This is a genomic window from Entomomonas sp. E7T21 (assembly GCF_058693955.1).
Map to the genome: position 1 here is coordinate 1,057,661 of NZ_CP191672.1, position 18,427 is coordinate 1,076,087.

18 protein-coding genes are annotated in these 18,427 nt (G+C 36.9%); 12 read left to right on the forward strand and 6 right to left on the reverse strand.

Features of this window, described 5'->3' with window-relative positions:
* Positions 1–205 precede the first annotated feature (205 nt).
* From ACQVD9_RS05030 to ACQVD9_RS05045, 4 genes are all read left to right on the forward strand, one after another.
* A complete protein-coding gene (locus ACQVD9_RS05030) occupies positions 206–955 on the forward strand; it encodes an electron transfer flavoprotein subunit beta/FixA family protein (RefSeq protein WP_264747531.1) in 750 nt (249 codons plus the stop codon).
* On the forward strand, positions 955–1,884 hold the full coding sequence (locus tag ACQVD9_RS05035; RefSeq protein ID WP_264747765.1) for an electron transfer flavoprotein subunit alpha/FixB family protein: 930 nt from the start codon (positions 955–957) through the stop codon (positions 1,882–1,884). Before ACQVD9_RS05030 ends, ACQVD9_RS05035 begins: the two co-directional genes overlap by 1 nt.
* Before the next feature lie 84 nt (positions 1,885–1,968).
* Positions 1,969–2,226, forward strand: a complete 258-nt coding sequence (locus ACQVD9_RS05040; protein WP_264747766.1) for a YkgJ family cysteine cluster protein — start codon at positions 1,969–1,971, stop codon at positions 2,224–2,226.
* A 13-nt stretch (positions 2,227–2,239) separates the two neighbouring features.
* Positions 2,240–3,544 carry an MFS transporter gene (locus tag ACQVD9_RS05045; RefSeq protein ID WP_264747767.1) on the forward strand — a complete coding sequence of 435 codons (1,305 nt, stop codon included), beginning with the start codon at positions 2,240–2,242 and terminating at the stop codon, positions 3,542–3,544.
* A 53-nt stretch (positions 3,545–3,597) separates the two neighbouring features.
* Here the strand turns inward: ACQVD9_RS05045 and tal are convergent, their stop codons facing one another.
* Positions 3,598–4,521, reverse strand: a complete 924-nt coding sequence (gene tal, locus ACQVD9_RS05050; RefSeq protein ID WP_264747768.1) for a transaldolase — start codon at positions 4,519–4,521, stop codon at positions 3,598–3,600.
* A gap of 187 nt (positions 4,522–4,708) precedes the next feature.
* On the opposite strand from tal, the gene nrdR reads away from it, so the two are divergent.
* Positions 4,709–5,179: a transcriptional regulator NrdR gene (gene nrdR, locus ACQVD9_RS05055; protein WP_264747769.1), complete on the forward strand. Its 471-nt coding sequence runs from the start codon at positions 4,709–4,711 to the stop codon at positions 5,177–5,179.
* A complete protein-coding gene (gene ribD / locus ACQVD9_RS05060; RefSeq protein ID WP_492089224.1) occupies positions 5,172–6,275 on the forward strand; it encodes a bifunctional diaminohydroxyphosphoribosylaminopyrimidine deaminase/5-amino-6-(5-phosphoribosylamino)uracil reductase RibD in 1,104 nt (367 codons plus the stop codon). Before nrdR ends, ribD begins: the two co-directional genes overlap by 8 nt.
* Before the next feature lie 14 nt (positions 6,276–6,289).
* Here the strand turns inward: ribD and truA are convergent, their stop codons facing one another.
* Together truA and ACQVD9_RS05070 are read right to left on the reverse strand one after the other, a co-directional pair.
* Positions 6,290–7,144: a tRNA pseudouridine(38-40) synthase TruA gene (truA, locus tag ACQVD9_RS05065; protein WP_264747771.1), complete on the reverse strand. Its 855-nt coding sequence runs from the start codon at positions 7,142–7,144 to the stop codon at positions 6,290–6,292.
* A 3-nt stretch (positions 7,145–7,147) separates the two neighbouring features.
* Positions 7,148–9,931, reverse strand: a complete 2,784-nt coding sequence (locus tag ACQVD9_RS05070; RefSeq protein ID WP_264747772.1) for a motility hub landmark protein FimV — start codon at positions 9,929–9,931, stop codon at positions 7,148–7,150.
* 406 nt (positions 9,932–10,337) lie between these two features.
* Between ACQVD9_RS05070 and ACQVD9_RS05075 the strand changes: the two genes are divergently transcribed.
* From ACQVD9_RS05075 to murI, 4 genes are read left to right on the forward strand one after another with little or no spacing between them, the layout of a single operon-like run.
* Positions 10,338–11,417, forward strand: coding sequence for an AbrB family transcriptional regulator (locus tag ACQVD9_RS05075; RefSeq protein ID WP_264747773.1), 1,080 nt, complete (start codon positions 10,338–10,340; stop codon positions 11,415–11,417).
* Between the two features lie 10 nt (positions 11,418–11,427).
* Positions 11,428–12,258: a peptide chain release factor N(5)-glutamine methyltransferase gene (gene prmC, locus ACQVD9_RS05080; protein WP_264747774.1), complete on the forward strand. Its 831-nt coding sequence runs from the start codon at positions 11,428–11,430 to the stop codon at positions 12,256–12,258.
* Positions 12,258–13,016: a HesA/MoeB/ThiF family protein gene (locus ACQVD9_RS05085; protein ID WP_264747854.1), complete on the forward strand. Its 759-nt coding sequence runs from the start codon at positions 12,258–12,260 to the stop codon at positions 13,014–13,016. The genes prmC and ACQVD9_RS05085 overlap by 1 nt, the downstream gene beginning before the upstream one ends.
* A complete protein-coding gene (gene murI / locus ACQVD9_RS05090) occupies positions 13,006–13,806 on the forward strand; it encodes a glutamate racemase (RefSeq protein WP_264747775.1) in 801 nt (266 codons plus the stop codon). The genes ACQVD9_RS05085 and murI overlap by 11 nt, the downstream gene beginning before the upstream one ends.
* A 57-nt stretch (positions 13,807–13,863) precedes the next feature.
* On the opposite strand, the gene ACQVD9_RS05095 is transcribed toward murI, so the two are convergent.
* The 3 genes from ACQVD9_RS05095 to ACQVD9_RS05105 all read right to left on the reverse strand — a co-directional run bounded on the left by ACQVD9_RS05095 (position 13,864) and on the right by ACQVD9_RS05105 (position 16,303).
* Positions 13,864–14,553, reverse strand: a complete 690-nt coding sequence (locus tag ACQVD9_RS05095) for a DUF4197 domain-containing protein (protein WP_264747776.1) — start codon at positions 14,551–14,553, stop codon at positions 13,864–13,866.
* Positions 14,554–14,701: 148 nt separating this feature from the next.
* Positions 14,702–15,655, reverse strand: a complete 954-nt coding sequence (locus ACQVD9_RS05100; protein ID WP_264747777.1) for a Dyp-type peroxidase — start codon at positions 15,653–15,655, stop codon at positions 14,702–14,704.
* A gap of 183 nt (positions 15,656–15,838) precedes the next feature.
* The gene (locus ACQVD9_RS05105) at positions 15,839–16,303 is read right to left on the reverse strand and encodes a DUF2846 domain-containing protein (protein ID WP_264747778.1); all 465 of its coding nucleotides are present in this window, start codon (positions 16,301–16,303) and stop codon (positions 15,839–15,841) included.
* A 182-nt stretch (positions 16,304–16,485) separates the two neighbouring features.
* Here ACQVD9_RS05105 and ACQVD9_RS05110 point away from each other — a divergent pair, with 182 nt between their 5' ends.
* Both ACQVD9_RS05110 and ACQVD9_RS05115 read left to right on the forward strand, forming a co-directional pair.
* Positions 16,486–16,836 (forward strand): MliC family protein, encoded by a 351-nt coding sequence (locus tag ACQVD9_RS05110; protein WP_264747779.1) that lies wholly within the window; start codon positions 16,486–16,488, stop codon positions 16,834–16,836.
* A gap of 243 nt (positions 16,837–17,079) precedes the next feature.
* Entirely contained in the window at positions 17,080–18,357 is a 1,278-nt protein-coding gene (locus ACQVD9_RS05115) for a nucleoside recognition domain-containing protein (protein ID WP_264747780.1), read from the forward strand.
* Positions 18,358–18,427: the final 70 nt, after the last annotated feature.

Here is an 18,427-nt window from a genome sequence, read left to right on the forward strand (position 1 = left end):
TAGTTAAAAAATGCTTAAAAGTCATTTAAAGAGCTGTTACTTTATATAATGGACTGTTAAATAAAGTAACTGAGTTTGGTCAATTAACTAGAACAATTAACCTATTCGCGTTAAACTAACTGCATCCCATGCGGTTATAATTTTTATAATATATGTCTATAGTTAGGCTATTTTTCACCCACAGAAGAAGAGAAAGAGGACACCCATGAAGGTTCTTGTAGCAGTTAAACGAGTGGTTGACTACAACGTAAAAGTCCGTGTTAAAGCAGACAATACGGGAGTTGACCTAGCTAATGTCAAAATGTCAATGAACCCCTTTTGCGAAATTGCGGTAGAAGAAGCAATTCGCTTAAAAGAAAAAGGCATAGCCACCGAAGTAGTTGCCGTATCAGTAGGCCCAGTAGCGGCACAAGAACAACTTCGTACCGCCTTAGCATTAGGCGTTGATCGCGCTATCCTCGTAGAAGCCGAAGACAACCTAAGCTCCCTCAACGTAGCCAAAGTACTAAAAGCAGTAGTCGACAAAGAACAACCACAACTCATTATCCTAGGTAAACAAGCCATCGATACCGACAACAACCAAACAGGCCAAATGTTAGCCGCCCTAGGTAATTACTCACAAGGTACCTTTGCCTCCAAACTAGAAGTAGCGGGCGACAAAATCAACCTTACTCGCGAAATTGATGGTGGACTACAAACCGTAGCACTAACCCTACCAGCCGTAGTAACAACCGACCTACGTCTTAACGAACCACGCTATGCTTCACTCCCTAACATCATGAAAGCCAAGAAAAAGCCATTAGAAACTACCAACCCTGCTGACCTAGGCATTACCGTCAACAACACCGTAACCACCCTAAAAGTAGAAGCCCCTGCTGCCCGTAAAGCAGGTATCAAAGTAAGTTCAGTAGCAGAACTCGTAGACAAACTAAAGAACGAAGCGAAGGTGATCTAATGACAATCCTTGTTATAGCAGAACACAACAACACAACATTAAATACCGCCACCCTCAACACCGTAGCGGCAGCCCAAGCAATTGGTGGAGACATCCACATCCTCGTCGCAGGCCAACATGCCCAAACAGTAGCTGACGCGGCGGCAAAAGTACCAGGCATAAGCAAAGTCTTACTAGCAGACAATGCAGCCTATGCCCACATGCTACCTGAAAACGTAGCCAAACTTATTCTAGGCCTAGCCAACAACTACAGCCACATCCTAGCGCCAGCCACAACCGATGGTAAAAACTACCTACCACGCGTAGCAGCCCTACTCGATGTAGACCAAATCTCAGAAATCATCGCCGTACAAAGCCCAGACACCTTCAAACGCCCCATCTACGCAGGCAATGCTATTGCCACCGTACAAACAAGCGCCAACATCAAAGTCATCACTGTGCGTACCACAGGTTTTGATGCAGTAGCGGCTGAAGGTGGTAATGCGACCATTGAAGCGATTAGCGAAGCAACCGACGCAGGCGTATCCAGCTTTATCAACGAAGAACTAGCCAAATCAGACCGTCCAGAACTAACCGCAGCCAAAGTAATTGTATCAGGTGGTCGTGGCCTACAAAATGGCGACAACTTCCAACTACTTTACGCCCTAGCAGACAAACTAGGCGCAGCGGTAGGTGCATCACGAGCAGCGGTAGATGCTGGCTATGTACCTAACGACCTCCAAGTAGGCCAGACAGGTAAAATCGTAGCTCCAGAACTCTACATAGCGGTAGGTATTTCAGGCGCTATCCAACATCTAGCGGGCATGAAAGACTCCAAAGTTATTGTAGCGATCAACAAAGACGAAGAAGCCCCTATCTTCCAAGTAGCGGATTATGGTTTAGTGGGTGACTTATTTGAGTTAGTGCCTGAACTTACTAAAGCGCTATAGGCAACATTAAAGATTAGTGTTATAAATAACCCTATTCATCTTATGTGAATAGGGTTTTTTGTTTATATAGTTAATAATATTTTTATGGAATGTCGTTTGGGTTGTGGGGCTTGTTGTATTGCTCCGTCTATTTCTTCTTCTATTCCAGGAATGCCTAATGGTAAACCTGCAGGTATTCGCTGTGTACAACTTAATGAGCAAAATCTTTGTCAATTATTCGGTAGTTCAGAACGTCCCTTAGTATGTTCAGCTTTCCAAGCAGAACATACTATTTGTGGCGATAATAGTGAACAGGCAATGCAGATAATTACAGAGTGGGAACTAATAACTAAAGTATCTTAAATAGGTAAGGTTAATGTCACAGAAGCATTTATCAACACGTTTGTATAACTATTTGAGTGGCAATAAACAAGATCAAAAAGAAACAAGTCAAACCAAAAATGAAGAGGTATTGCAGCGCAATTTCTTTAGCCATTTGTGGATTTCTTTAGGGAATAAATTAGCTGATTCCTTAATTAGCCCCCGCCTTATTTTACCTTGGCTATTAAGTGCTATGCATGCGCCATTATGGGTAGTGAGTTTATTAGTACCTATTCGTGAGGCAGGTGCTTTATTACCGCAATTAATTGTCGCTAGTATTTTACGGGTTAAAAAAATTCGTAAATGGGTATGGTTTAATGCTTGTTTGGTATTAACTTTATGTGGTGTGGCGTTAATAATACTGGCCATTACTGGAGAGGGTTTCTGGGGGTCTGTATTAGTATTGGTAACATTAACTATTCTTTCTTTAGCAAGAGGTGTTACCTCAATTACTAGTAAAGATGTAATGGCTAAAACCATTGATAAAGAAAGCCGCGGCCATTTAATGGGGTGGAGTACCAGTATTGCAGGGGGGATTACGCTACTTGCAGGCGTGATATTAGTATTACTCACTGATCAACCCGGTAGGCCAATAGTAGCTGGGTTATTGCTATTAGCTACTTTAGGTTGGGCTGTTGATATTATCTTTTGCGCTCGTTTAATTGAACCTGAAAGTGAAATAGAACAAGAATTAAAAGAAAAAAGTAGTTTAGTGAGAGCTTGGGAATTATTGAAAACAGATAAGCAGTTTTTACATTTTAATATTAGCCGTTCATTACTGCTTTCTAGTGCTTTGGCCTTACCCTATATTGCTATTTTGGGTAGAAAACATAGCGGTGCAAATTTGGGTAGTTTAGGTATTCTAGTATTAATCTCGGGCATAGCCACTATGGTTGCTAGTCCTTTTTGGGGTAAATATGCTGATCATTCTAGCCGTAATGTTATGCGAGATAGTGGATTAGTGGTAGCTGTTATTTGTTTTGCTATTACTCTATTTGGTTATTTGCCTGAAAGTATTAGTAGTACAGTCTGGCCGTATGCATTTGCTTATGGCTTTGTTGTGATTGGTGAAACAGGGATTGGTATAGGTCGTAAAACCTATATTGTCAATATGGGGGATGGAGAAAGCAGGGCACTTTATATTGCGTTATCTAATACCATTACAGGGATTTTAGTGTTGATATTAGGTTCAATACTCGCAGCATTAAGTTCATGGGCAAGTCTTGATGTGGTATTAATTACCTTAGCGGTAGGCTGTATAATTGGTGCTTGGTCTGCACAAAAATTAGAAAATATTTAAAGTATAGAATAGGCAGTTTAATAATAAACTGCCTGTAGTTGATTTAGTGGTTATTAAACAGCTAATAATTTTTCTAATTTTTCTTGGTCTCGAGCAAAGGCACGAATACCTTCTGCTAGTTTTTCTGTAGCCATTGCGTCTTCATTCATATGCCAGCGATATTGGCTTTCCGATAAACTTTGTTGAGTTTCTTGTGTTCCTTGCTCTGGAGATAGTATACGAGGAAGGTCATTATTATCTTGTGCTAACTTTTCTAATAAGTCTGGACTAATAGTTAGTCGATCACAACCTGCTAGTTGTTCAATCTGGCCTATATTACGGAAGCTAGCACCCATTACAATGGTTGAGTAGTTGTATTGTTTATAGTAATGATAAATACGACTAACAGATTGTACACCTGGGTCTTCTACAGCGGTAAAGTCACGGTTTTCAGCTTTCTTATACCAATCATAAATTCTACCAACAAAAGGTGAGATTAAGAAAACACCAGCTTCTGCACAAGCAACGGCTTGAGCAAATGAAAATAATAGGGTTAAGTTAGTTTGGATACCCTCTTTTTCAAGTTGTTTTGCGGCTTGAATACCTTCCCATGTGGCAGCAATTTTAATTAAAACACGTTCTTTATTAATGCCTTGTGCTTGGTAAATATTGATAAGTCTTTTGGCTCTATTTATCGTTGCTTGGCTATCAAAAGAGAGTCTAGCATCTACTTCAGTAGAAATTTTTCCTGGAATAACATTTAGTATTTCTTTACCTACCAGTACTGCAAAAGTATCACAAGCAATACCAATATCTTCTTTGGCTTGTTGTTTTACTTGATTTAGTTGTTGTTGATACTGTGGTAATGCAGCAGCTTTTAATAATAGTGATGGGTTAGTTGTAGCATCTACAGGTTTTAATCGAGCAATTGCTTCCATATCCCCTGTATCTGCAACAACAGTAGTAATTTGGCGAAGTTGTTCTAATTTATTTGACATAACGTACTCGGTATAGAAAATCAGTCCATAGAAATTGCATAACACTACCTGAGTTAATTAAATTACTCAATGATATTGATTAAATAGATTGCAAAATAGTTAATAAAGAATAAAAATGCTATAGGTAATACAGTACAATAACTAAAACTTTATCTAGGATCTTATATTCACGGGGGGAAGGCCTATTATGCATTGTCCATTTTGTGGTACTCATGATACAAAAGTGATTGATTCACGTTTAGTGGCTGAGGGAGATCAAGTTAGACGCAGACGTGAATGCATTGAATGTGGTGAGCGCTTTACAACGTTTGAAACAGCAGAATTAGTTATGCCGCGGATAATTAAACAAGATGGAACGCGTCAGCCTTTTAATGAAGATAAATTACGGGCTGGTATGCTTAGGGCATTGGAAAAACGGCCTGTAAGTATGGAGTTATTAGAGGAAGCATTAGCAAGAATTAAACATAAACTCAGGGCATCGGGTGAACGTGAAATTAGTTCACTAAAAGTAGGTGAGCTTGTAATGGAGGAGTTGAAAGGATTAGATGAGGTTGCTTATATCCGTTTTGCCTCTGTATACCGTAGTTTCCAAGATATTAATGCTTTCCGTGATGAGGTAGAGCGCCTTTCACAAAATATTGATAAGAATAATGAATAATCATCAATTATGGATGAGCAAAGCATTACAGTTGGCTCGTCAAGGTATTTATTCTACTCATCCCAATCCACGTGTTGGTTGTGTAATTGTTGCCGATAATCAGCTTGTTGGGCAAGGGTGGCACCAAAAGGCCGGTGAGCCACATGCTGAGGTTTATGCTTTACGAGAGGCAGCAGAGAAAGCAAAAGGCGCAACAGCCTATGTTACTTTAGAGCCTTGTAGTCATTTTGGTAGAACACCACCTTGTGCAGATGCTTTGGTAAATGCAGGTGTTGCCAAAGTTGTGATTGCTATGCAAGACCCTAACCCTCAAGTGGCAGGAAAAGGTATCGCAAAATTACAGGCTGTTGGTATTGAGGTTATTTGTGGTGTATTAGAACAAGAAGCGGCAACCTTGAACAAAGGTTTTATTAAACGTATGCGTTCAGATTTACCCTATGTTACTGTTAAATTAGCGATGAGTTTAGATGGTCGTACAGCAATGGCTAGTGGTGAGAGTCAGTGGATTACAGGAGCTGCTGCGCGTAGTGAAGTACAACGATTAAGAGCACAGAGTAGTGCTATTATTACAGGCGCTGATACAGTAATATTTGATGATGCAAAGCTAACAATAAGAGCAGAAGAATTAGGATTAAGTGACACATTAACTAATTTAGCTTTAAAGAGAATCCCTTTAAGAGTGCTTGTTGATAGTAAGGGGCGAGTATCCTTTGATAAAGCTTTTTACCAATATCCTTATTCATTAACTGTTTCTAGTTTACCTATACCAAACACGTTAAGAGATGATCAATATTGGTTACAATTACCTGCTAATAAACAGGGATATATAGATTTATTAGCGTTATTAAAAATACTGGCTAAAGATTATGCTGTTAATGAGCTATTAGTTGAAGCAGGAGCAACGTTGGCAGGTGCTTTTACTCAAGCAAAACTAGTGGATGAGTATCAAATTTTTATGGCTAGTAAACTGTTGGGTTCTTCTGCAAGACCATTATTAGACTTACCTTTACAATCAATATCAGAAGCGATTTCTCTAAATATTAAAGACATAAGAGCGATAGGTGATGATTGGTTAATAAAAGCTTATCCACAGTAATAAGCTTTTATTAATTAGATTTCTAGCCCCGATAAAAAATGTGGCCCTATAAAGCGTTTGGGAATATCAAATTCTTCAGGGTATTCAACATTAACTAGGTACAATCCATAAGGTGGGGCAGTAACACCTGCTTTAGTACGATCTTTAGCTTCTAATGCTTCTTTTGCCCAACTAATAGGGCGCTCGCCCGCACCTATGGTCATTAAAAGTCCAGCAAAATTTCGTACCATATGATGTAGAAAGGCATCAGCACGAACGTCTAGAATAATCAATTTACCAAATTGTATTACTTTAAAATGATAAATAGTTTTAATAGGTGATTTAGCTTGACATTGTACTGCCCGAAAAGAGGTGAAATCATGGGTACCAATAAAATAATTAGCGGCTTCCTGCATTTTATTAATATCTAAAGAGCGAAAATTCCATGTAACTTCATCAGAAAGGTGAGCGGGGCGTATAGGGTCACTATAGATAACATAACGATAACGCCTAGCAAATGCTTTATAACGCGCGTGAAAATGCTCTGGTACTACTTTTGCCCATGTAACACTAATATCTTTAGGAAGATTTGCGATAGTGCCCATGATCCAAGCATTCATAGGCCTAATTACATGAGTATCAAAATGGACTACTTGTCCACTTGCATGTACGCAAGCATCTGTACGGCCAGCAACAGATACAGTAATAGGGCTATTAGCAACTGTACTCAGGGCTAATTCTAAGGTTTCTTGGATACTTGGTATGCCATCTAACTGACGTTGAAAGCCCCGATAACGTGAACCATTATATTCAATGCCAAGCGCTATTCTGGAAACGTTTGCGGCAGCCATTTCGGCTGCCGCATTCGAATTACTACTTTTTTCTATCATCGTTTATTTAAGTGTGGCTAAGATCTGTTCTGCTTGTTGTATTTGTTCAGCAGTACCTTCTTTTAGGACTTCTTCTAAAATATCTTTAGCGCCACTAGTATCACCCATTTCAATATAAGCATTAGCTAGTTCTAATTTAGTAGATACTTCATCTTCAGGTGGCAGTTCAAAACCAAGGTCTAACTCGGCAAGCGAGGTCTTAGTATCGACTGTTGAATCAATTAAGGAGATAGCAGGGTCTTCATCCTTAATTACTTCATTTTCTTGAAGAACTGGTGGTTCTATAGTCGCTGTGAAATCATCTGTTGTTGAAGATTGATTGTCACCACCAATAGAAGCTAATAAAGATTTTGCTTCAGCTTGTTGGCTATCATTACCTTCACGTATGATTTCTTCTAATAAATCGTGTGCGCCTTCAGTATCACCCATATCTATATAAGCATGGACTAATTCTAATTTAGTAGTAACTTGGTCCTTTTCAATAATATCATCCATCTCATCAGCAGTTTCTTCGGATGTTGCATGAGGCGTATGAGTATCTGTTATTTCTAAAGGAGGTTCAGAAGCACTGTTAAAACCTAAGTCAAATTTAAACTCTTCTTCTTTAGGTTCTTCTTGTGGTGCCTCTTCTTTTTCAAAGTCAAAGATAGCTGAGTCGGAACTAAAACTTTCATCTTCATCTAAGTTTGTTCCAAATATTGGTTTTTCTAACTCAGTAGAGTCAGGTGTTATCTTTTCTAACTCAAAACTCTCATCTACTTCGCGAGTTGGATCTGGTTCATAAATTACTTCTTTCTCTACTTCAGGTTCAGCAATTTCTTGTGTAGTAGGAGTAGACAGAGTATCAAAATCAAAACTAACTTCGGTTGCTTCAGGTTCTTTAAGATCTGATACTTCTTCTGAAGTAGAGGTGCCAAAAGTATTTTCTTCTGGTGTTTCAAAACTAGTAAATTGTGGAGATTCTTCAAAAGCAGTTGGAGTTACTGTCGCTGGAGAAGAAAAGTTAAATTGTGCACTTGCAAGTGTTGGGTATTTTTCTTTTAAGCTATCTATTTTATGTTGAGCAAGAGGGTCTAACAAAATTAGTTCTTGTTCTTCAGTTTCGAAATTACCTACGTCGCCTTGTTCTGCATAAACTTCCATTAATTTTAGACGATATTCAGTATTAGTAGGATCATCTTGTAGTGCATTAATTAATAAGTCTTTTGCTTCATCATAATGATTATAAGCTAAGTAGATATCAGCTTTATCAATAATACCCATTCCTTCACCTAGTTGAGAAAGTGGGCTGGTTGATGGTTGCGAGCCATTGCTAGAAACAGCGGCTGTATCAGTTTGTTCTGGATCGTTTAAGTCATCATCATCTAGTGTAACATTACTTAAATCTACTACAGTGGCATCGTCATTGGCAGCTTTTTTACGACGTAATAATAAGGCAACTATACAGATAATTAATAGAACACCACCACCAGCCATTAATAGTAGTTGGTTACCAAGAAGTGATGAAATGAATGATGGTTCTGGTGTTGTATCTTGTTGTTTAACTGGAGCAATTGGTTTAGATTGCTGAGCAGCTTTTTTAGCAGCAGCTTCCTCAGCGGCTTTTTTAGCAGCTTCTTCTTGGGCAGCTTTTTTAGCAGCAGCTTCCTCAGCGGCTTTTTTAGCAGCTTCTTCTTGGGCAGCTTTTTTAGCAGCAGCTTCCTCAGCGGCTTTTTTAGTAACTTCTTCTTGGGCAGCTTTTTGTGCAGCAACTTCTTCAGCAGCCTTTTCGTCAGCTGTTGGTTCATCAATAACAACTGGTTTAGTAGCTGGTTGTTCTAATTTTGTTTTGGCTTCTTCTATTTGAGAGTCTTTTTGTTTAGAAAGTTCTTCTAAACGATTGATTTCTGCTTGCAGTTGTTCTAACTGAGTGCTTAGATCATCATTTTCTTGACGTGCATTATCAAGTGCTTGTTTAGAGTTTTCTAATTGGCTTTGTAACTGTTCAGTTTGTTTATTATCTACTACTGCTGGTTTAGTAGGAGTAACATCTGTTTTTGCTGGAGTAGCAGCTGCAGCTGTTGCTGATTTAGTTGATTGTAGTAAAGTAGTTGCTTCAGCCACTGAAATAGCATTTATTTCTTTGCTAGTAGGTACTTTTAATGTATAACCAGCTAATAAGTGGTTAGCACTACCATTAATAAATGCTTTAGGATTTTTCTTATAAATGGCTGTAGCAGTTTTAGCAGCAGAGCTATTATTATCACTTAGCTTTTCAGCAACAGACCAAAGGGTATCACCACGTACTGTTAAGTAAGTTTCACCAGCAATGGTGGATTGAGAAACTGGTTTTGGTGTACTTACTTGGCTGGCAACTGGTTTAGTGGCAGCAGTATTAGTATTACCAGAAGCTGGGAGATCCATTAGAATAGTATATTCTCTGGAAATTTTATTACCTTGCCAATTTACATCAAGTAAAAAGTTAAGATAAGGTTCTTTTACTGGTTTGGTAGAGCTTATTTGAATATAGCCTTTACCATTCGCGCTAAGAACTGTTTTAAAAGTTAGGTTGGAAAGTTCAGACGTACGATCCAGACCAGATTTAGCAAAATCATCAGGGCTTGCTAAGCTTGGTTTGATATCTGCTGCTCTTAAACCTGCCGCATCAGATAGTTCGATTCTGGCATTTAATGGCTGACCATAGGATGATTTCCAAGAAATCTCTCCCATATTTAGAGCATATGCACTTGTTGTAGATAAAGTAATGGTAGTAGCAATAGCAGCAACCAACTTATGAACTTTTACCATAGTATAATCCCTTGAAACCAAACTTTTACGAGTTCTTAAAAAAAATTTTTCTAATAATACTATATAAATAGCGTTAATATGTAGTATTTCCTCTCATTTTAGTTATTTTAATCACTAAAATTCACTATATAGCACTAAGAAAATTGATTTTTGTTAATTAATATTCATCTAAAGTAATAGTATATCACTACTTACATCGTTATTTATTAGTTACTGGGCCTATAAAACTAAGGCTATAGAAATAAATAATAGTGAAACAGTGTTATATAAATCACATATAATAAAGCATATTATGGTGGTTTTCTTGATGTGTCTTAAGGTTAAGGTAAACTTTTAACCACTTTCCTACAAAGTTTACTGGATTTATTGTTAATAAGATGTTTGATATTCAGATGAAAAGTACCCAATGGCTATAAAAAAGTTATTGTCAGCTACTCATTTATCAGTAGTGCAATGGTTATTCTTTATTGTAGTAGCAAGTTTTTCTGGTTGGCTATTAGAAAAGTTTGCTGTTCCTGCCGCGTTATTACTTGGCCCTATGTTATGTGCAGTAATAATGGGTGTAAGTGGCACAAAAATTAGAATGCCTAAAGTATATTTTAAGTTTAGTCAGGGAATAATAGGCTGTTTAATTGGGCATGCTATGACTATGGGTATTTTAATAGAAATATTGCAAATATGGCATGTGATGCTAGTAGCTACTATTGTTACGCTTGTGCTAAGTGTATTAGTCGGTATTGTAAGTGTGCGCTATGGTGGTTTACCTGGTTCTACTGCTGCTTGGGGCACTTCACCAGGTGGTGCGGCTACTATGGTAGCGATGGCAGAAGAATATGGTGCCGATGCGCGTGTAGTGGCAACGATGCAATATATTCGAGTTATTTGTGTAGTGCTAATGGCGGCATTGGTTGGGCATGTATTTGGTGCTGCTGTGGGTGGATATCAAAATATTCAACCAGCGACTATGCAATGGGATCAAAGTGTCTTTATTAATTTTGTAATTACTATGCTTGTACTCGTAGTAGGTGTCAATATAGGACGTTATATGCCTGCTGGTTTTTTATTAGTTCCTATGTTGTTAGGGACTGTATTACAATTATTAGGTGTTGTAAATTTATTGATACCACATTGGATGATTGCCATTGCTTATGGTGTAATGGGTGCATATATAGGTTTAGGATTTGATCGTGATACCTTACGCTATGTTATGTATGCCATGCCTATTATGATTATTGCATCATTACTATTAGTTTTCCTTTGTGGTATTTCTGCTTTAGGTGTGAGCTGGTGGTTAGACGTAGATTATTTATCTGCTTATCTGGCGACTAGCCCAGGTGGTTTAGATTCTCTTTCGGTAGTCGCTATAGATGTTCATGCAGATGTTGGGTTAGTGATGGCAATGCAAACGCTACGTTTATTTGCTGTTATTTTAACAGGGCCAATGCTTGCTAAATATATAGCCCAATTTGCATTAGTAAAAACTTAATTAGCCATTTATGATTAGTATTCAACAGTTATTAAAAGATAGCCGATTGCCAGATTCTCCAACAGAACGTTTAGATTTGGAGTTATTATTAGCCGCTGCTTTAAATAAACCAACAAGCTACTTACATACGTGGCCTGAAAAGTTAGTAGATCAACAACAGCTTACTTTATTTAATAAGTATTTACAAAAAAGGCTACAAGGTGAACCTATTGCCTATATTTTAGGTGAGCAAGGGTTTTGGTCTTTAGATTTACAAGTAGGTAAACAGACACTTATTCCTCGACCAGATACTGAATTATTAGTAGAAACCTGTTTAAATCATATGCCTAAAGATAAAGTATTGCATATTTTAGACTTAGGCACGGGAACAGGCGCGATTGCCTTAGCTATAGCAAGCGAGCTGCCTCTAGCACAGGTTGTGGGTGTGGATTTTATCGAAGAGGCCATTCAGTTAGCAGAAAAAAATCGTGCAAGATTAAAGCTTACTAATGTTGAATTTATGCAAAGTAATTGGTTTAGCCATTTAACAGCTCAACAGTTTAATATTATTGTGAGTAACCCACCCTATATTGCTAGTGATGACCCCCATTTAATTGAGGGAGATGTGCGGTTTGAACCAAAAACAGCTTTGATTTCAGGGAAAGATGGTCTGGATGATATACGAGAAATTATTCAACAAGCCCCTGATTATTTATTAGAAAATGGTTGGTTATTTTTTGAACATGGTTATCAGCAGGCTGAGTCTGTTCAACGGTTATTGGCTGAACGTGGTTTTATTAATATCAGCACTTTTTATGATTTAGGTGGTAATGAGAGAGTAACTGGAGGACAGTGGTTATGATCCTGACGGATGATGAATTACTACGTTATAGTCGACAGGTTTTACTCGCCGAAGTAGATGTGGCCGGCCAATTAAAGTTAAAACAAAGTAGCGTATTAATTGTTGGTATGGGTGGTTTAGGTGCACCTGTTTCTTTATATCTGGCAGCAGCAGGTGTAGGTAAACTAATATTAGCCGATTTTGACCAAGTAGATTTAACTAATTTACAACGGCAGGTGATTTATACAACTGATCAGATCAAGCAACAAAAAGTACTTGCTGCTAAACAACGATTATTAGCGTTAAATCCAACCATTGATATTGGAACAGTTATTGAAGTTATTGATGAAGAAAATATCAATCATTTAGTTGAGCAGGTGGATATAGTTTTAGATTGTACAGATAATTTTTTAATACGAGATTTAATTAATCGTACTAGCGTATTAAAGAAAAAAGTAGTGATTAGTGGTGCTGCTATTCGTTTACAAGGACAAATAACAGCTTTTGACCCTAACCAGACAACTAGCCCTTGTTACCATTGTCTCTATGGTGATGGAGGCGATGCGCAGTTAACTTGTAGTGAAGCAGGGGTGCTAGGGCCTATGGTGGGTGTTATTGGAAGTATGCAAGCATTAGAGACAATAAAAGCATTGGTTGGTTTTGGTCGTTCATTAGTAGGGCGATTAGTGATATTTAACGGTTTAAATAGTGAGTTTCGAGAACTGAAAGTGATTAAAGATCCAGCTTGTAAAGTGTGTGGTGAGCAAAATGGCAAATAATCAAGCCATTGGTGTTTTTGATTCAGGGGTAGGTGGTTTATCAGTATTAACGGCTATTCATCAGTATTTACCTAATGAAAGTTTACTCTATTTAGCAGATACCAAGTATGTGCCTTATGGAGAAAAAGAGGCAGCATTTATTGTAGAGCGTTGTATAAAAATTACGGATTATTTTATTGCTCAGTCAGTCAAAGCGATGGTTATTGCATGCAATACAGCAACTGCTGCTGCTGCAACAGTGTTAAGAGAAAAGTATCCTCAGTTACCATTGATTGCTATGGAACCTGCTGTTAAACCAGCTAGTCAAGCAACTCGTTCTGGTAAAGTGGGTGTTTTGGCAACAAGTGGTACTTTAAAAAGTGCTAAATTTGCAGCCTTATTGGATCGTTTTGCTAGTGATGTAACTGTGTTTGCTCAACCTTGTCCTGGTTTAGTGGAGTGTATAGAACTCGGTGATTTAACAGGAACAGAGACACGCCAGTTATTAAGCCAATATCTACAGCCGATGTTAGATAATGGTTGTGATACTATTATTTTAGGCTGTACTCATTATCCTTTTTTACGTCCACTGTTACTGGAGCTACTTCCTGCTGATATTCAAATTATTGATACAGGGGAGGCAGTTACACGTCATTTACAAAAGACTCTTACCCTGTTAGATAAACAGGCTGATAGCTCAAATCAACCAACTGTTAACTTCAGAACAACAGGTGATCTTGCAGTATTTAATAAAACCTTATCTTGTTTATGGAAAAGTGATGTGACGACATCACAGCATTTAGAGTTATAAGTAGTGAAGCAATAAAAAAAGCCACTGTTATAGTGGCTTTTTAATAAAATAATTAGCTTAGTGAGTTAATGCCTCAAAAATCTTTGTAGCTACACTAGTTGCTGCTTCTTTTGGATTATTACGAATATAGCTTTCTTGTTCACCAATCACTTTAAACAAACCATCCAACGCTTTATTGGTAACATAATTCTCGATTTTTAAATTATTGTCTGCAACACCAAAGGTAGCTGCTTTTTGTAATATAGCATCATATTGAGATGATAATGAAGATTTTGCAGTGATAGTTTTTACTTTAGGTAAGAACTTATTGAATAGTTGAGTACGATTAGTCTTTTCAAGATATGCAGTGGCTGATTGATCACCACCTGTCACAATAGCTTTTGCATCAGCAAAGGTCATTTGTTTGATACTGTCTAATAGCATTTGTTGTGCTTCAGGGATAGCTGCTTCGGCGGCAGCATTCATGCTATTTTCTAATTGAGTAAGCTGATCTCCCAAGCCAAACATTTTTAGCATTTTAGTGGTTGAGCCTAATTTACCAGGAAGTTCAATTTTAACATCTGGGTTATTGCTAAAGCCTCCTTGTGCACTTAGTTCCTTAACAGCGGTTTGAGCAGCCTGATTTAACATACTTTTTAAACCAGAGCTAGCTTCCGTTTGGCTAATAGTTGCTGCATTTGCATTTAATACAATAGAGATAACAAAAAAGATAGTAGCATAGAAAAAACATTTTTTTACGATAGTCATAGTAAAACTCAGAAAAGATAAAAATTAGTTATTTATTTATATAGATAGATAATAAGAATAAAAGTTTTATTGTTATCTATAAAAATGCCAGATATAAGAATATATCTGGCATTTTAACAAGTTATGTTCAGCTCGTAATAGCTAAACTTTAGTCGTCACCACCGCCTAGTTCTGAAAGTAGGCTAGGAGAAGGGATAAAAAATAAAGTGCCTGTAACCGCTGTACTAAAATCGAGTAAACGATCATAGTTACCCACAGGTTCACCAATAAACATATTGCGTAACATGCGCTCTGTGGTAGTGAAGGTACTTGCATAGCTGATAAAGTAAGTGCCATATTCACCTTTAGAGGGGTTAGCAAAAGGCATGTTAGCACGCATTACTTTTAGTTCGTTACCATCATCATCTGCAATATTAGTAACGGCATTGTGTGCATTAGCTGGTTTTTCTTCATCTGAAAGTTCAATGTCATTAAACTTTCTACGACCGATAACTTTTTCTTGTTCTTCAGTAGAAATACCATTCCAATCTTTCATATTGTGTAGATATTTTTGGATAAATGCATAGCTGCCACCTGCAAAATCTTTATCTTCATCACCTATAGAGGTGAAGTAATAGGCATCTTCACCTTCAGGATTTTCAGTACCATCAACAAAGCCAATAATAGTTCGTCCATCAAAATAACGGAAACCATGAGTTTCATCAACAGATACAACAGCACCCTCTAATAAAGTACTAATTTCAGAGGCTAGCTCAAAACAAATATCCATACGTCTAGCGCGGATATGGAAATATAAATCACCTGGCGTTGATGGAGCAGTATGTTTGTCTCCCTTAATCGCTTGGAATGGCTTTAATTCTTTAGGATAGGCTTGTTCTGGAAATAATTTACCCCAAGCTTCAGCACCAAATCCCATTACACAGCTACCTTGTCCATCTGGTTCACGTTTTCTCATACTTCTTACTAATGCAGCAAGACTGCCACATACATCTTTTACTTGGTCGACGGTGGTTGCAGTGTCAACTAAGTTAAACACCATAAAAATGGCAGATTCTCCTGGTGGAAGGATGACATCAGGTGGAGTGATTTTTGAGGTAGACATCGTTATTCTCCAAACTATTAATCAGACTAAATTCTTACTAACTTTAATTAATCAATGTTATAACTATTTTTTAGAACATTGTATTCATCTAACTATTTAGATTAGATGTAATGTTAATATTATTAAAGTATACATGTTTTTGTTTGCTAGGGTCATTGTTATGTTATTTGTGAATTTAATAACTTACTCAACAGTCCTGTTAAGAGTACCTAGTTCACTATGTTTGATGTAATATTTTGCTTCAACAGGATTTATTTTATAAACACTGTTTCTGCCAAATAAAAAGCCAAAACTAGCATCTTGGATAATATAAATTGTTTCCCCTGCTTTAATAGTAAAAGAAACTTCTCCCCAGTTTTCAGCTTTTGATGCTACAGTATGTTCACCAGGTTCTACATGAAAGTAGATATACTGATTACCACGATTATAACCTACTTGGCTATTAGCTTCTTTACCATCTAAGAACACATTATATTTGAAGATAGTATAAAGGGAGTTTGGTCTTACTACATAAACCATTCCTTGATCTGCTTTAATTAAGTGTGGAAGTTGATAACTTTCTGTATCTTGTAACATTTGTGTTACTGAAACAGGTGTATAACAAGCAGCTAATAATAAAGATAATAGTAAAATAGGTATTAATCTCATTATATTCTCACTTATGATTAATTAATTATCCATTAAATAGCGCATGTTAATTTTGTATCATTAAATTTACTAGTTAATTTAATCAAAAGTATTTGATACAAATATTATTCTAAAGGTTTATTGTATTTTTTAATGTTTAGTGAGAATGTATATACAGCAATTTTTGATCAAAGAGGTATGTTATGAAGTTATTTAATTCAATTATTATTGCCTGTAGTGTTTTGTTTTCTGCTTCCATTTATGCTTCAGAAACTACTATTTATAAATGTGATGATGGTGAGCAATTTCAGGTAGCCTATCCAAATCAAGATAGCGCAGTTTTGTATTATAAAAATGAATTATTTTTATTAAAGTCAGCTGTTTCGGCCAGTGGTGCTCGCTATACAGGAGATAGCCTAGAATGGTGGACAAAAGGTAAAGAGGGTAATCTAACTCCATTAGCAAAAGGTAAAGCAGTTAAAACAAAGACCAGTAAAAGCTGCCATCCTTTAAAATTAGTGAAAGAAGAAACTGTTACTATCCATACTAAATAAGAATATGCTGGGCAAGAGTAATTATTTATATAATAGTTACTCTTTTTAGTAAAACTCTTCTCTCGGCTTTTTCTAATTATTTAAATATAAAAGTTCCCTATCTTTATACAAGTTATTTTTATCTCTATAAATGTGTAAAGTTTTTTACCTATACATTACAGCTAAGGTAAAACATGCGATAATGCTTTTTATTTAATTTCATTATCTTAAATCTTTTTCTCTTTAATAATTAAGGGATGCCTAATGCTTAATTACCTGTGGCTAGGTTTTTTTGTAATTGCGGCTATTGCAGCAGTGATTCGCCTTTTAGGTGGCGATGTCGAAGTATTTGCTAATATGGTGGCAAGCCTATTTGAGATGGCTAGAACGTCAGTAGATATTATGATTGTGCTATTTGGCACATTAACCTTATGGATGGGGTTATTAAAAATAGCAGAAAAAGCAGGGCTTATTGAAATATTGGCTAAATTATTAGGCCCTTTATTTCAACGTTTAATGCCAGAAGTTCCTAAGGGTCACCCAGCTATCGGCTTAATTACTTTAAATTTTACAGCCAATGCATTAGGGCTAGATAATGCTGCTACGCCTATAGGGCTTAAAGCAATGAAGTCCTTGCAGGAGTTAAATCCAGTTAAAACTGTAGCCACTAATGCGCAAATTTTATTTTTGGTGTTAAATGCCTCATCATTAACTTTATTACCAATTACGATTTTTATTTTCAGGGCGAAATATAATGCACCTGATCCAACAATGGTGTTCTTACCTATTTTACTCGCTACCAGTGCTTCAACTTTAGCAGGGTTGTTAAGCGTTGCCTTAATGCAACGCCTAAGATTATTAGACCCAGTAGTTTTATTATGGTTTGCAGGAATAGGTTTCTTTATTGGGGTATTTGTTTGTATTTCAGTTGGCTTGACTACCTCAAGCTATTATTTGATTAATAAATTAATTCACTTGTTATGGCTAGAGAATACATCATTAGCCACTTTCTCTTCTTTAGTAGGTAATATCACACTGTTTGGTATTATTCTGTTGTTTTTATCTGTGGGGGCTTATCGTAAAGTACCTGTTTATGATGCTTTTATTGAGGGAGCCAAAGAAGCATTTGATGTGGCCAAGAATTTATTACCCTATTTAGTAGCAATGCTCTGTGCTATAGGAGTATTAAGGGCTTCTGGTGCATTAGATTATTTTTTAGAGTTAATTCGTCAGTTATTTCATTTTTTTGGTACCGATACACGCTTTGTAGATGCTTTGCCTACAGCATTAGTTAAACCCTTTTCTGGCAGTGGTGCTAGGGGCATGATGATAGAAACTATGCAACATTATGGTGTTGATAGTTTCCCTGCATTGGTAGCTGCTACGATGCAAGGTAGTACTGAAACAACGTTCTATGTATTAGCTGTTTATTTTGGTTCAGTGGGTATCCAGCGTGTACGTCATGCGGTTGGTTGCGCTTTATTCTGTGACTTAGTAGGAGTAATTACTTCTATTTTGATTTGTTATTGGTTTTTTGGTTAACTATATAGAGTGTTTAAAGAGAGGATTGCTTAAGACTCATGAAAAAAATGGTTATTATACTGGCAGTAAT

What these genes read in the sequence shown, in the direction of transcription:
- murI (WP_264747775.1), top strand. Translation starts at nt 13,006, where the DNA reads ATGGCAAATAATCAAGCCATTGGTGTTTTTGATTCAGGGGTAGGTGGT.
- ACQVD9_RS05110 (WP_264747779.1), top strand. Translation starts at nt 16,486, where the DNA reads ATGAAGTTATTTAATTCAATTATTATTGCCTGTAGTGTTTTGTTTTCT.
- ACQVD9_RS05035 (WP_264747765.1), top strand. Translation starts at nt 955, where the DNA reads ATGACAATCCTTGTTATAGCAGAACACAACAACACAACATTAAATACC.
- ACQVD9_RS05040 (WP_264747766.1), top strand. Translation starts at nt 1,969, where the DNA reads ATGGAATGTCGTTTGGGTTGTGGGGCTTGTTGTATTGCTCCGTCTATT.
- ACQVD9_RS05100 (WP_264747777.1), bottom strand. Translation starts at nt 15,655, where the DNA reads ATGTCTACCTCAAAAATCACTCCACCTGATGTCATCCTTCCACCAGGA.
- ACQVD9_RS05105 (WP_264747778.1), bottom strand. Translation starts at nt 16,303, where the DNA reads ATGAGATTAATACCTATTTTACTATTATCTTTATTATTAGCTGCTTGT.
- ACQVD9_RS05115 (WP_264747780.1), top strand. Translation starts at nt 17,080, where the DNA reads ATGCTTAATTACCTGTGGCTAGGTTTTTTTGTAATTGCGGCTATTGCA.
- truA (WP_264747771.1), bottom strand. Translation starts at nt 7,144, where the DNA reads ATGATAGAAAAAAGTAGTAATTCGAATGCGGCAGCCGAAATGGCTGCC.
- ribD (WP_492089224.1), top strand. Translation starts at nt 5,172, where the DNA reads ATGAATAATCATCAATTATGGATGAGCAAAGCATTACAGTTGGCTCGT.
- tal (WP_264747768.1), bottom strand. Translation starts at nt 4,521, where the DNA reads ATGTCAAATAAATTAGAACAACTTCGCCAAATTACTACTGTTGTTGCA.
- prmC (WP_264747774.1), top strand. Translation starts at nt 11,428, where the DNA reads ATGATTAGTATTCAACAGTTATTAAAAGATAGCCGATTGCCAGATTCT.
- ACQVD9_RS05070 (WP_264747772.1), bottom strand. Translation starts at nt 9,931, where the DNA reads ATGGTAAAAGTTCATAAGTTGGTTGCTGCTATTGCTACTACCATTACT.
- nrdR (WP_264747769.1), top strand. Translation starts at nt 4,709, where the DNA reads ATGCATTGTCCATTTTGTGGTACTCATGATACAAAAGTGATTGATTCA.
- ACQVD9_RS05075 (WP_264747773.1), top strand. Translation starts at nt 10,338, where the DNA reads ATGGCTATAAAAAAGTTATTGTCAGCTACTCATTTATCAGTAGTGCAA.
- ACQVD9_RS05030 (WP_264747531.1), top strand. Translation starts at nt 206, where the DNA reads ATGAAGGTTCTTGTAGCAGTTAAACGAGTGGTTGACTACAACGTAAAA.
- ACQVD9_RS05045 (WP_264747767.1), top strand. Translation starts at nt 2,240, where the DNA reads ATGTCACAGAAGCATTTATCAACACGTTTGTATAACTATTTGAGTGGC.
- ACQVD9_RS05095 (WP_264747776.1), bottom strand. Translation starts at nt 14,553, where the DNA reads ATGACTATCGTAAAAAAATGTTTTTTCTATGCTACTATCTTTTTTGTT.